This window comes from Moritella sp. (genome assembly GCF_013215705.1).
In the GTDB taxonomy this organism is placed as follows: Bacteria; Pseudomonadota; Gammaproteobacteria; order Enterobacterales; family Moritellaceae; genus Moritella.
In genome coordinates this window covers 50,689-63,619 of the sequence record NZ_JABSQR010000017.1, presented here as the reverse complement: position 1 = coordinate 63,619, position 12,931 = coordinate 50,689, and the positions used below count along the sequence as shown (strand labels likewise).

The 12,931-nt window shown below is 41.6% G+C and carries 11 protein-coding genes and 1 tRNA gene; 5 read left to right on the top strand and 7 right to left on the bottom strand.

Annotated features, from left to right (window positions below):
- Window positions 1–27 precede the first annotated feature (27 nt).
- The 3 genes from plsY (at window position 28) to purD (ending at window position 3,996) form a co-directional block, all read left to right on the top strand.
- On the top strand, window positions 28–627 hold the full coding sequence (gene plsY / locus HRT96_RS12685) for a glycerol-3-phosphate 1-O-acyltransferase PlsY (RefSeq protein WP_293157156.1): 600 nt from the start codon (window positions 28–30) through the stop codon (window positions 625–627).
- Window positions 628–976: 349 nt separating this feature from the next.
- A complete protein-coding gene (purH, locus tag HRT96_RS12680; RefSeq protein WP_293157154.1) occupies window positions 977–2,569 on the top strand; it encodes a bifunctional phosphoribosylaminoimidazolecarboxamide formyltransferase/IMP cyclohydrolase in 1,593 nt (530 codons plus the stop codon).
- Between the two features lie 137 nt (window positions 2,570–2,706).
- Window positions 2,707–3,996, top strand: coding sequence for a phosphoribosylamine--glycine ligase (gene purD / locus HRT96_RS12675; protein WP_293157151.1), 1,290 nt, complete (start codon window positions 2,707–2,709; stop codon window positions 3,994–3,996).
- 131 nt (window positions 3,997–4,127) lie between these two features.
- Here purD and HRT96_RS12670 read toward each other — a convergent pair whose 3' ends face one another.
- The 5 genes from HRT96_RS12670 to HRT96_RS12650 form a co-directional block, all read right to left on the bottom strand.
- Entirely contained in the window at window positions 4,128–4,727 is a 600-nt protein-coding gene (locus HRT96_RS12670) for a DUF4136 domain-containing protein (protein ID WP_293157148.1), read from the bottom strand.
- A gap of 144 nt (window positions 4,728–4,871) precedes the next feature.
- Window positions 4,872–5,381, bottom strand: a complete 510-nt coding sequence (gene luxS, locus HRT96_RS12665; RefSeq protein WP_293157145.1) for an S-ribosylhomocysteine lyase — start codon at window positions 5,379–5,381, stop codon at window positions 4,872–4,874.
- 243 nt (window positions 5,382–5,624) lie between these two features.
- Window positions 5,625–7,220 (bottom strand): glutamate--cysteine ligase, encoded by a 1,596-nt coding sequence (gene gshA / locus HRT96_RS12660; protein WP_293157142.1) that lies wholly within the window; start codon window positions 7,218–7,220, stop codon window positions 5,625–5,627.
- A gap of 85 nt (window positions 7,221–7,305) precedes the next feature.
- A complete protein-coding gene (locus tag HRT96_RS12655; RefSeq protein ID WP_293157139.1) occupies window positions 7,306–10,182 on the bottom strand; it encodes a pitrilysin family protein in 2,877 nt (958 codons plus the stop codon).
- Between the two features lie 45 nt (window positions 10,183–10,227).
- Entirely contained in the window at window positions 10,228–10,647 is a 420-nt protein-coding gene (locus HRT96_RS12650) for a YqaA family protein (RefSeq protein ID WP_293157136.1), read from the bottom strand.
- Window positions 10,648–10,884: 237 nt separating this feature from the next.
- On the opposite strand from HRT96_RS12650, the gene HRT96_RS12645 reads away from it, so the two are divergent.
- A complete protein-coding gene (locus HRT96_RS12645; protein ID WP_293157133.1) occupies window positions 10,885–11,052 on the top strand; it encodes a hypothetical protein in 168 nt (55 codons plus the stop codon).
- 274 nt (window positions 11,053–11,326) lie between these two features.
- Window positions 11,327–12,133 (top strand): alpha/beta hydrolase, encoded by an 807-nt coding sequence (locus HRT96_RS12640; RefSeq protein WP_293157130.1) that lies wholly within the window; start codon window positions 11,327–11,329, stop codon window positions 12,131–12,133.
- A gap of 92 nt (window positions 12,134–12,225) precedes the next feature.
- Here HRT96_RS12640 and HRT96_RS12635 read toward each other — a convergent pair whose 3' ends face one another.
- Entirely contained in the window at window positions 12,226–12,636 is a 411-nt protein-coding gene (locus HRT96_RS12635) for a DoxX family protein (protein WP_293157127.1), read from the bottom strand.
- A 126-nt stretch (window positions 12,637–12,762) separates the two neighbouring features.
- Window positions 12,763–12,854 (bottom strand) — tRNA-Ser (locus HRT96_RS12630).
- Between the last annotated feature and the right edge of the window lie 77 nt (window positions 12,855–12,931).

The window sequence follows — 12,931 nt, the reverse complement described above, 5'->3', positions numbered from 1 at the left end:
GCAAACCTAGAGAAGAATTAATCAGTAATGACCCTATTGAGCTTAATCTTTATCATTTCCGCCTATCTGCTAGGTTCTATTTCTTCAGCAATTCTGATTTGCCGCCTTTTTCGCTTACCTGATCCTCGGAAATACGGCTCATTGAATCCCGGCGCGACTAACGTATTACGGTCAGGAAATAAAGTGGCCGCTGGTTTAGTGTTATTTTTTGATATGCTCAAAGGCGCATTACCGGTTTGGGTAGCTTGGTATTTTAATATGACCCCCTTTTATCTCGGACTGATTGCAATAGCAGCCTGTGTTGGTCATATTTATCCCATTTTTTTCCATTTTCAAGGTGGTAAAGGTGTGGCCACCGCATTTGGCGCACTGCTGACGATTGGATTTGATTTGGGCGCATCGATTGTCGCTAGCTGGTTACTATCCTTAGCAGTAACAGGGTATTCTTCCGCGGCGGCTATTTTCACCGCCCTCTTCGCCCCTATTTATACCTTAATATTCAAAGCCCAATATACCCTACCCGTCGCCATGTTATCTTGCCTTATTATTTTACGTCACTACGACAATATCATGCGTTTGCTGCGCGGCGAAGAAACTAAAATTTGGCATAAAAAGAAAAAACGTTAACATAACAATATAATAGCTGACGTCTATAACGCATTATCATAAAATCATAATCCATAAATATAGCTCGATTGCACTGAGTTTTTAGATTGATTGTACTAACGAAGTTAAATTCAAAGTATAAAAATACTGTTCGTGAATTTTTTATGAAAAAATCGACACAATTAATTAATTTTCAGTTAAAATGCCCCCCATCTGCGGTACGTTATATATCGAAAACACTTTAACAAGCAAATTGCTTCGTAAAGTTAGTCGATATAGAAGGGATATAGTGCAGGATGTTTCCGTAAAAGGCCCAGCCGACCTTTTCCGAAAACATCCTTCTATAAATGTACTTTGAGGTAATCGTAAAATGGACAACGCTCGACCTATTCGCCGTGCACTTATCAGTGTGTCTGATAAAACTGGTATTGTAGAATTTTCTCGCGGCCTAGTAGAACAAGGCGTCGAATTATTATCTACTGGCGGGACAGCTAAATTATTAGCTGAAAATGACATCCCAGTAATAGAAGTGTCTGACTATACAGGGCATCCAGAAATGATGGATGGTCGTGTTAAAACACTGCATCCTAAAGTACATGGTGGCATTCTTGGCCGTCGTGATATTGATGTTGAAGTAATGTCAGAGCACGGTATCAACCCGATTGATATTGTAGTTGTTAACCTTTACCCATTTGCCAACACTGTTGCCAATCCAGATTGCAGCCTTGCTGACGCCGTTGAGAATATCGACATCGGTGGTCCAACAATGGTTCGCTCTGCAGCTAAAAACCACAAAGACGTGACTATCGTCGTTAACGCGAGCGATTATGACCGCGTATTAAGTGAAATGTCTGCAAACAATACCTCACTGACTCATAAAACCCGTTTTGACCTTGCGATTACAGCCTTTGAGCACACCGCTGCTTATGATGGCATGATCGCAAACTACTTCGGTACTATGGTTCCGAGTTATGGCGACAATACTGAAGGTGATGAAGAATCTAAATTCCCACGCACATTCAACAGTCAGTTCATCAAAAAACAAGATATGCGTTACGGTGAAAACAGCCACCAAAAAGCGGCATTCTATGTTGAAAAGCATACTACTGAAGCATCTGTTGCAACAGCAACACAGCTGCAAGGTAAAGCATTATCTTATAACAACATCGCCGATACAGATGCGGCACTCGAATGTGTTAAAGAATTCGATGCACCTGCCTGTGTGATTGTAAAACACGCGAACCCATGTGGTGTTGCAATTGGTGACGATATCCTAAGTGCTTACGACAGTGCATTTAAAACCGACCCAACATCCGCATTCGGTGGCATCATTGCATTCAACCGTGAACTTGACGCAGTAACTGCACAAGCAATCGTTGACCGTCAATTCACCGAAGTGATCATTGCGCCATCAGTTAGCGCTGAAGCAAGCGTGATAGTGGCAAGCAAGAAAAATGTTCGTTTACTTGAATGTGGTGAATGGACAGCTAAAAACGGCGAGTTCGATATTAAACGTGTTAACGGCGGTATCTTAGTACAAGATCGTGACCGTGGCATGGTCGGCCTAGACGACTTAACGGTTGTATCTGAGCGTCAACCAACAGAACAAGAACTCACTGACCTGCTCTTCTGTTGGAAAGTAGCTAAGTTCGTTAAATCAAACGCTATTGTTTACGCAAAAGATGGCGTTACGGTTGGTGTTGGCGCAGGTCAAATGAGCCGTGTTTACAGTGCCAAAGTAGCTGGTATTAAAGCGGCTGACGAAGGTCTAGTCGTTGAAGGTTCAGTCATGGCATCTGATGCATTCTTCCCATTCCGTGACGGCATTGATGCGGCAGCGGCGGCGGGTATTAAATGTGTGATCCAACCAGGTGGTTCAATCCGTGATAATGAAATTATCGATGCGGCTAACGAACACGGTATGACCATGGTCTTCACCGGCATGCGTCACTTCCGTCACTAAGCACGTAAACTAAACATACAATAAGAGTGGTGACAAACCCCGCTCTTATTGTACTGCTCTCATTCAATTATAAATCTTGCTAAGTATTATAGAGTACCGCCAAGATTAGCGCATAAAGTAAAAGGAATAACAGCATTATGAACGTATTAATTATTGGTGGCGGTGGTCGTGAACACGCCCTAGGTTGGAAAGCGGCTCAGTCTAAACATGTTGAAACGGTATTTATCGCACCTGGTAATATTGGATCTTCGCTAGAAAACAAATGTAAAAATGTACCTATCCAAGTGGAAGATATTCCAGCATTGGTTGCATTCGCGCAAGAAAACAACATTGAACTAACCATTGTTGGCCCTGAAGTACCATTAGTACTTGGCGTTGTTGATGCGTTCCAAGCAGAAGGTTTAGCTATCTTTGGCCCTACTCAAGGTGCAGCGCAGTTAGAAGGTTCAAAAGCATTTTCGAAAGACTTCTTTGCGCGTCACAATATTCCAACAGCGGCATACCAAAATTTCACTGAAATCGCACCAGCGAAAGCCTACATTAGTAAAATGGGTTGCCCTATCGTGATTAAAGCAGATGGTCTAGCCGCAGGTAAAGGCGTGATCATCGCTGACACTGAAGCGCAAGCATTTGCTGCAATTGATGACATGCTTGAAGGTAACAAGTTTGGCGATGCCGGTGCCCGTGTTGTTGTCGAAGAATTTTTAGTCGGTGAAGAAGCAAGCTTCATTGTAATGGTTGATGGCGAAAATATTCTGGCCCTAGCAACAAGCCAAGATCATAAAGCGCGTGACAATGGCGATAAAGGTCCAAACACGGGTGGTATGGGTGCTTACTCACCAGCACCAGTAGTAACACAAGCTGTGCATGACTTTGCAATGAATGAAGTGATTCGACCGACGGTTGATGGCATGAAAGCAGAAGGTAATACTTACACCGGTTTCCTCTATGCAGGTCTGATGATTGCACCAGATGGTACCGCGAAAGTATTAGAATATAACTGTCGCTTTGGTGATCCAGAAACACAACCTATCATGATGCGTTTAAAATCCGATCTTGTTGAGCTTTGTCTAGCTGCGGTTGCAGGTAAACTTGATACTGTAACTGCAGATTATGACGAACGTGCTGCTGTAGGTGTGGTCATTGCGGCTGGCGGTTACCCTGCTGATTACGCAAAAGGCGACATTATTACCGGTCTACCGACAGCGGACTCAACAGAAAGCAAAGTATTCCACGCTGGTACTGCACTGCAAGGTGACAACATTGTGACTAACGGTGGTCGTGTTCTTTGTGCAACGGCACTGGGTAACACAGTGACTGAAGCGCAAGAAAATGCCTATAAACTGGCTGCACAAATCAGTTGGGAAGGTGCTTTCTACCGTACCGATATTGGTTACCGTGCCATCGCGCGTGAAAACCCAAAGTAGCATAGCAAGTAGCACAAATAGTCAGACACTATTTTGATGTTATCAAAAATGAGCAGCCATCGGTTGCTCATTTTTATTTCTGCAATACCGATTTTTCTACAATACCCAGTACGATGACCACTTAGTCAGGACTATTTGTCTACTTTAGGTGGGAATTTACTTAAGATACTTTTCACCACATCTGCAACTAATTTATCCATTTCAGCCGCATCTGTCGATTCAGGTAGACGTTTACTCCCTATGCCCCGCCAAATTAGCTCTAAGCTTGTTGGGTCAATTACATCGATAACGAGACTACCTTGCTGGTATTCGTCAATACGGGTTTCGGTGTGCGCGCTCAGTGACATGCCGCGGTATCCATAACCAACTCCCCAACCCCAACTTGGTCCGTAACCGGAATAATTATCGTAGCTGCGAATATCAGTTTTCTTTTCCGAGGTGATGCTGTAATTGATATAAAAATCAGCCGTCGTCGAAAACTTAAAACCTTGAGCAACTAATTGCTTATCAATAGCCTTAGTAATACGCACATCCATAATACGATTATTCAAATAGGCACTTTCTTTTTCAACCTTTGCCGACTCAGGTAACCAATTAAAGCCTTTTAGCGCGCTAAAATCAGCACTTTGATCGTAATCCGTACTGACTTTAACCATGGAGCATGCTGTTAAAGCTAAGCTAAACAACGCCACCAAATAAGATTTTTTATTAACCAATTGTCTTGCTTTCATAAACCCTCCTCGAGACCCAATACTTTCTATGATTAACGCGTGTTTATTGTTACTAATATGGTTCATTAACAGATAACGATAATAAAAAAGACGACTCAACTGTCGCCTCTACTGTTATTGCTTATTTAGATGCTCTGTTAAATATTATAGTTTATTTAAAATTTCATCCGCTAGCAGCAAATCATCATTTTTATTCACGCCAATACCAGCAGTAATAATCGCCTGTGCAATTTGTTTTGCTTCATCTAACGAATGCATCTGGTAAGTACCACATTGATATTCGTTTAACTCAGGGATCGCTTTTTGATCTTTAACCGTCAGCACATCTTGCATCGCAGCTAACCAAGCATCAGCAACTTGTTGCTCAGTCGGAGCGCCAATCAAACTCATGTAAAAACCAGTGCGACAGCCCATTGGTGAAAGATCAATAATTTCTACCGTTGTTGAATTAAGGTGGTCACGCATAAAGCCAGCGTAAAGATGTTCCAAGGTATGAATACCCTTTTCACTTAGAATATCTTTATTTGGTGCACAAAAACGCAGGTCAAAGACAGTGATGGTATCTTTGCTTGGCGTCGCCATGGTCTTAGCGACACGTACTGCAGGTGCATTCATGATGGTATGGTCAACCGTAAAACTATCCAGTAATGGCATTATTAACACTCCGTTGAAATAATTTAATAAACAAATAATAATTTTATGAACCATTGCTTAATGCTGACGTCAGATTAAGTGCAAGAGTTGTTTTTTCATTTTTTGGAGCCTTATTAAGGCTCCTTTTTTTTATCTATTGCACAACTTTTACAATTATTTATGAACCATAGCTTCATCCTGTAGTCTGATTCATTGCAAGAGTTGTTTTTTCATTATTTGGGGCCTTAGTAAGGCTCTTTTTTTTTAGCTATTTTTAGTTTCTGAAAAATATGCATTTAAAAACGCATCAAAATCAAGCGTATCAGCAGCTTCAATCTGCTGTTGTTGCGCAACAGACTGCTGCTGCATCTGCGCAAAGTAAACATCATCCCAATGTCCATAATCCGTTGCTAATAATTCTGCTTTATACTTATTGGCTAAGTTTAAAATAAAATCATTGTGCTCTAAACCTTGTTCTTTCATTATAGTCAGAACTTGGCCAGACAACAGCGCTTGCGGATCACAGATCAACGCTTGCTGTTCACTAACCGCTTGAGCAAAATTACTCGCTGCAGTATCGGTGGCGAGTTGCGCACCATCTAATAGCTGTGCAACTTGTTGAACTTGCGCTAATACATCGCTAGCAACATCGGTAAGTACCTGCTGTTTACCTTTTAATTCTAATGTTAAACCTGGTTTACGCCCTTCCATCACCACTTTGGTACTGTTATCACGACATACCGCCATTTCATCAGCCGTCATCGGCGCTGAAGGTTGTAGCGCCATCCACACTAGCAGACTGTCTAATACCGACATTTGTGCCGTCGTAATACCCGTGGCTGTAAATGGGTTAACATCCAAAGAACGGATCTCAATATACTCAATACCCCGATCAGCTAATGCTTCCGAAGGTTTTTCATTGGATTTAGCCACACGCTTAGGTCGGATCGGCGCATACAGTTCGTTTTCGATCTGCAGAACATTATCATTAAGCTGACGATATTCCCCATCAACTTTAATACCAATATTGGCAAACTCAGGTGCCTTGGTTTTAATCGCTTTTTTCAAACTATCGGTATAGTTATCTAAGGTATTATGGCAAATAACCAGATCGTCTTGGGCATTATTAGTATAACCTAAATCACTCATACGCAATGATGTGGCATACGGCATATATAACGTATCTTCACCCAGAGATGAAAATGGCGTTTGCTTTTCTACCGGTAAGAATGAACGGTTTAATGCTGGCGACGCACCAAATAAATAAGGTACTAACCAACCAAAACGGTAAAAATTACGGATCAAGCCCATATAACTATGAGAAATGAAATCTTGCAGTTCGCCAGTTTCACCTTTTAGATCATAAAGCGTTTGCCAAAATGGCACAGGCAATGACACATTATAATGCAGACCAGAAATGATTTGCATACTACTGCCATAACGGTGCTTTAGACCGATGCGGTAAGTGTGCTTCATTTTCCCGGTATTCGAGGTACCGTATTTAGCCAATGGGATTGCATCTACATTATTAACCTGACACGGCATGCTTGACGGCCAGAATAGCTCACCATCAAGGTTTTTTACTACGTGACGATGAATATCACTCAACTGCTGCTGGGCTGTCTCGGCACTATCGCTAACCGGGGTAATAAATTCGAGTAAGCTTTCAGAATAGTCTGTGGTAATGTGCTGATGACTTAATGCCGAACCAAACGCTGCAGGATGGTCATTCTGAGATAAATCCCCTGCTTCATTGACGCGTAAACACTCTCGTTCTATGCCACGAGTAATACCGTTTAAGGACTGTATATTGCTTGGCTCTGATAATTTCGAAATCAGAGATTCAAATGTAACGTTCAAATTAAATCCACCAATGAACTATATAAAAGTAGCACCTTAAAAATTGCGCTCTGTGAGACAATCTTTAAGGTTAATTTCAAGTCTATTATTTATCTAACAGATCAAAAACTTGAATATCTAAACCAAAGTCTTGAACCTGTTTTTCAATCAACTGACGATCACCAACCACAATAACAGAAAATTTATCGCTCGATAAGTAAGTCTTTGCCAATCCCTGAATTTCAGACTTATCCATGGTTTGAATAATATCAGCTTGCTGCTCAACAAAATCCGGAGATAAGTCCAATAACAGCAGCTGCATTAAGAAGTTAGACTTCTGTGCAGGCGTTTCATAAGACAGTGCTTCCTGTTGTGATACTGCACTCTTCATATAATCTAACTCAGAATCTGTAATACCATTTTCGGTATAATTTTTTAATTCTATGAGTGTTTCTTTAATGGCATCGCCAGTTACTTCCGCCCGAACATCCGCCGAAGCAGAGAAATAGCCGAATTCACGATCAGCATAAAATCCGGTGCTGGCGCCGTATGTATACCCCTTATCTTCACGCAAGTTCTGATTTAAGCGGCTATTAAAATTACCACCTAAGTTAAAGTTCATCAGATTGGCTTTAAAGAAATCCCCAGTTACATCATAAGAGATTGCTGGCGATACGACTTTAATTACCGATTGTACTGCATCGGGCTTATCGACAATATACAAGGTATTTGGTTGCCATAACGGTGCTTTTGCCAGCACAGGATAAGTCACCGCAGGTAATCGCGCGCCTTGTTGTAAGAAACCTAACGACTTGGTTATCGCTACTTCACTGACATCACCAACCACCACGATTTTCGCTGCCGCCAAATTATAATACTGCTGATAATAAGCCAGTACATCATCGGGGGTCAACGCCGCTTGATTTTTTAACGTACCCGAAGATGGGTTACCAGTAACACGCTCTTCACCGTACAAAATACGCTGCGTAGCTAACTGCCCTAACCAACCCACACGTTGTTGATCTTGTAATGATGCCTGTCTTGATTGTGCTTTAATGCGAATGAAATCGGCATCAACAAAACCAGGGTTAAATAATTTTTCTTCTAATATAGCCAGTGTTGCGGGCAAGTTTTTAGATAAACTATTTACACTGATAGTCGTGCCATACAAGCCTGCAGAGAAGTTAATACTACTGCCTAATGATTGCAGCTGATCATTGAGTTCTGCCGAGCTATGTAACGCTGTCGATTGATTCATCATTGCCGCCGTTAACTTAGCAATACCTAACTTATCTAAGCTTTCAACACGGCGTCCGCCTTTCAAATTGATCTGTATACTCACGGTTGGGGTTTCATCGTATTCCGTGCCAAGTACTTGAATGTCATTCGCAAGTGATTGACGCCATAACGTAGGTAATGTTTGCTGTGGGTTGCTACCCACCTTTGGCATAACCGAGCGATCAAAGTTATCTTGGGTAATACGCTCAGCCAGTAGTTCCACTGACGGCTGCGTGAGCTTATCTATATTACGCGGCGCAGGACTGAATGTCGGCTCGTGGGCGATATATTGTAATTGCCCTTTTGGTACCACACTCATAATTACTTTCGGCTTGTTTTCGAGGTATTTATGGTACCCAGCCACCCCTTCTTCAGCACGCATATGCTTAAAGACCGACAGCCCTTTGGTTAAATAATTAGGATCATTCATTAAAGTTTCACCTAACGCCAGTTCCTTGGCTTTACCGGCTACGCTCTGCATACCAAATATCGTTGAGCTTTCAATAATCGAGCGCAAACGAGTGACTTCAGAATCTGCGATACCTTGTTTTGCTAACTTTTTAATCGAGGCGTTGATCTTGTCTAGCAGAGGAGCAAGTGCCATGCCTTTGGCCGGATTAGGCTGAGTATAGATATCAAAGGTACAGCTCAGTTCACTGCAACTGTGATAAGCCGCCACACTGGTGGCATAGCCAGTTTCGACCAGATCTTTATATAACACCGAGTTTTTACCACCGCCCAGCGCGTAGGCAAATAAATCCAGAGGGGCTTCATCTTCATGCCCCATATATACAGTCGGATAGCTAATGTAAAGCATCGGCTGAGGGACGTTATCTTCTAACGTAATGTAGCGGTCCTTATCAAGGGTCACAGATACAGGCTCAACATCTTTGACTTCAGGACCTTCCGGAATGGTCGAAAAATACTTATTTACCCAAATGAGTGTTTCTGTTTTATCAAATTTACCGGCGATCGTTAAAGTTGCATTGTTCGGTCCATACCAACGTAAAAAGAACTGTTTTAAATCGTTTACATCAACACGGTCCAAATCTTCAATATAACCAATCGGTTGCCAAGAGTAAGGGTGGTCTCGTGGATATAAGGCTTCACCAACGCGTTCGCCCAGTAAACCATAAGGGCGATTATCGACACGTTGAGAGCGCTCGTTTTTAACGGTCGCACGTTGAATTTCAAACTTACGCTGGTCAACCGCATCTAATAAAAATCCCATGCGATCGGCTTCTAGCCAGAGCATCTTTTCTAATTGATTCGCCGGCACTGTTTGATAATAATTAGTCCGGTCTTGATTGGTGCTGCCATTCATCGACCCGCCAGCTTCATTGACGATTTTAAAATGTTGCTGATCGCCAACATTTTTACTGCCTTGGAACATCATATGCTCGAAGAAATGCGCGAATCCTGATTTCCCCAGTTCTTCACGTGCCGAGCCGACATGATAGGTCATATCAATATAAGTCAAAGGATCGGAATTATCTTCATGTAAGATAACCGTAAGACCATTACTTAACTGATATTTTTCATAAGGAATTAACAAGCTACCCGGTGTTTTGTCTTGCTTATCAACAAGGGTGATGCCTGCTGGTAATACCGCAACATCAGTCTCTTTATCTAATAATGAACACCCACTCAACAGCATTATTGCAGAACTCAGCACTACCACACTATAAAAAGCATTAACACGCATCAAAAATTCCCCGTCCGTTTAAAATTAAATATAACTATAAAGTCACTAACTAACTGCACTCATAAACCAGATCAAAATGGCATAACGAATTGATTTACCAAACATGATAGCGATAAAAGCAAGTAACGGATTTACACGTAACCAACCCGCTAATAAGCAAAATATATCACCAAAAATAGGCAACCAACTAAATAATAAACTACTCCAACCCCAACGCTGGATCACATCATGCACACGCTGGTAGTGCTTATTGACTGAAAAGTCGATTGGTTTTTTCGCATGAATGAAATACCCCATATAAAAAGTGAGGATAGACCCTAAAACATTGCCACTGGTGGCCATCACAAACAGTTGCCAATATGACCATGAGCCTTCAACCAGCATCGCGGTTAATAATATTTCCGAACTACCAGGTAAAATGGTCGCTGACGTAAAGCTACTGAAAAATAATAACCAAAGACCCATTTAATCCTCTAAATTCATTCACTCACAGCATGTCCAGCAAGAGTATAAGTCACACTATATATTGAAGTTAGACATATAATCAAAGTTAGGCATGTTAATATCATGGCTTAATGGACTTAACGACGTTTTTAATATCTAACAAAAACGCCAATATTAACAGTCTCATTAAAGGTGGTAGGACAGTTTAGCCACTATATAATTCAATAAACAGTGATAAATCGCTACATTGGGGAACTTATGTTTAAATTTTTTCTATTACCTTTACTGCTAAGCATCTTATGGTTTGCTTTCCTGCAATACAATGACTGGAGCATCCAGCAAGGTAAAAAGGGCTTTATCTATATTATTGGCGGCACCACAGCCATGATCGCATTTTTCAGCCTGATGATATTTTTAACTCAATAACTACCGCGTTCAAAGAACGCCCAACTTTTAGCTGCTATACAGTAATCACCTCATCCCTCCTCAATTAGAAACACAAAGTCGATAGTTAGTTACAACATGCTTATTTAATCACATAAGCATGATCTTACATTTAAAAATAATAAAATTGGAACCAGTTCGCAATCTAAGTGAAGAAGCATAGATCTGAGGTGAAAATAAGAATAGAGTAATTACTCTACCTCATTTACCCAATTAAATATTGCAACTGATAACCTTGCAGTAATAAGGAATAACTATGACAGAAAAATTCAGTATTGGTGATGTTGATGTGCTGATAGAAGGCACAGGGCAAGAAACTATTGTGATGATCCATGGTTGGCCAGATACTTATCGAATATGGGATGCTCAGGTTGCCGCATTAAAAGACACTTACCGCTGTGTGCGCTTTACACTGCCTGGTTACGCTACCGATAAACCACGTAAGTACTATGATCTTGAAGATATACTTAAGACTATTGATGCTGTTGTCAGTCAAGTGGGCGCTGGAAAACCAGTGACCTTGTTGATACATGACTGGGGCAGTTTTTTCGGTTACCAATATTATATGCGTAATAAATCTAAAGTAAGCAAAATTATTAGTATTGATATCGGCGATGCAGGTTCTCCCGACCATGTGCTCTCCAGCAAAGCTAAAGCCTTTATGTTTGCCTATCAAATTTGGCTGGCAGCAGCTTGGAAAATAGGAGGGTCCATCGGTGATAAGATGACTCGTAAGATGGCGAAGGCATTAAATGCACCAGGAGATCCTGCGAGCATAACCTCATCGATGACCTATTCCTACTACTGGAAATGGAGTCATACACTCACAGGACGTCCGTTAGGAAATCTGCCCATCGACATCACTTGTCCGCTGCTGTTTGTTTACGGTAAAAATAAACCGGGTATGTTCCATTCTCAACATTGGGAACACAAAGTGGCGGCAATCCCAGGCAATAAAGTGGTCGCGTTTGATACCCGTCACTGGGTAATGACAGAGCAACCGGAGGCGTTTAATCAGCTGGCAATCGACTGGTTAGAGAATCATCAACCCGAGAAAATTTAACGGCCATTTTAGCACCAGCGCGGAATTAATATTTTCAACCTATAGTTTCGCGTCTTTCATCTCAAGTTGACAACCAGCGCTTAAGTTGGGCATTACGTACCCGCACTGTCTTTTTTACGATTATCCAAAGCAAAATCCCCCGCCCCGTACGCAACCAAAATTAAAAAACCGCCGCTCAGCGCAATATTTTTGGAAAACATGATCATCTGCATGGTATCACTAAAATCGACATGGAATATCACCGCAGTCAATACACAAAAACCAGCTAAGGCAAAAGCCGCTATCCGGGTATAATAACCAAGGATAACCGCCAAACCACCGCCCAATTCGGTAATGATAACCAAAGGTAGCAATATACCCGGTACGCCCATGGCGACCATATAGTCAGCCGTACCTGCATAAGAAAATATCTTTCCTAATCCAGCTTGTACGAATAAGATACCAATAAGAAAGCGACCCAGCGGCGCTGCAAACTTTTGAATGGTGAGCGTGAATTGGAGCATGATAGATAGACCGACCAATAAAATAGGGTGTTTTCTAAGTCTAGCTCAATAATAGCAAGTGAAAATAATTGATGGGGTAAATTTCAGGTATAAAAAAACCGCTATTAAGCGGTTTTTTTATGTTAATGGCGGAGAGGGAGAGATTCGAACTCTCGATGGGATTTAAAGCCCATACTCCCTTAGCAGGGGAGCGCCTTCGGCCACTCGGCCACCTCTCCACACAAACTCTATTATCATGAAAAATATCAACAATGTAAAGACTTACATCGGAACAATTCATAATAATATAATAAAT

What these genes read in the sequence shown, in the direction of transcription:
- plsY (WP_293157156.1), top strand. Translation starts at nt 28, where the DNA reads ATGACCCTATTGAGCTTAATCTTTATCATTTCCGCCTATCTGCTAGGT.
- purH (WP_293157154.1), top strand. Translation starts at nt 977, where the DNA reads ATGGACAACGCTCGACCTATTCGCCGTGCACTTATCAGTGTGTCTGAT.
- purD (WP_293157151.1), top strand. Translation starts at nt 2,707, where the DNA reads ATGAACGTATTAATTATTGGTGGCGGTGGTCGTGAACACGCCCTAGGT.
- HRT96_RS12670 (WP_293157148.1), bottom strand. Translation starts at nt 4,727, where the DNA reads ATGAAAGCAAGACAATTGGTTAATAAAAAATCTTATTTGGTGGCGTTG.
- luxS (WP_293157145.1), bottom strand. Translation starts at nt 5,381, where the DNA reads ATGCCATTACTGGATAGTTTTACGGTTGACCATACCATCATGAATGCA.
- HRT96_RS12655 (WP_293157139.1), bottom strand. Translation starts at nt 10,182, where the DNA reads ATGCGTGTTAATGCTTTTTATAGTGTGGTAGTGCTGAGTTCTGCAATA.
- HRT96_RS12650 (WP_293157136.1), bottom strand. Translation starts at nt 10,647, where the DNA reads ATGGGTCTTTGGTTATTATTTTTCAGTAGCTTTACGTCAGCGACCATT.
- HRT96_RS12645 (WP_293157133.1), top strand. Translation starts at nt 10,885, where the DNA reads ATGTTTAAATTTTTTCTATTACCTTTACTGCTAAGCATCTTATGGTTT.
- HRT96_RS12640 (WP_293157130.1), top strand. Translation starts at nt 11,327, where the DNA reads ATGACAGAAAAATTCAGTATTGGTGATGTTGATGTGCTGATAGAAGGC.
- HRT96_RS12635 (WP_293157127.1), bottom strand. Translation starts at nt 12,636, where the DNA reads ATGCTCCAATTCACGCTCACCATTCAAAAGTTTGCAGCGCCGCTGGGT.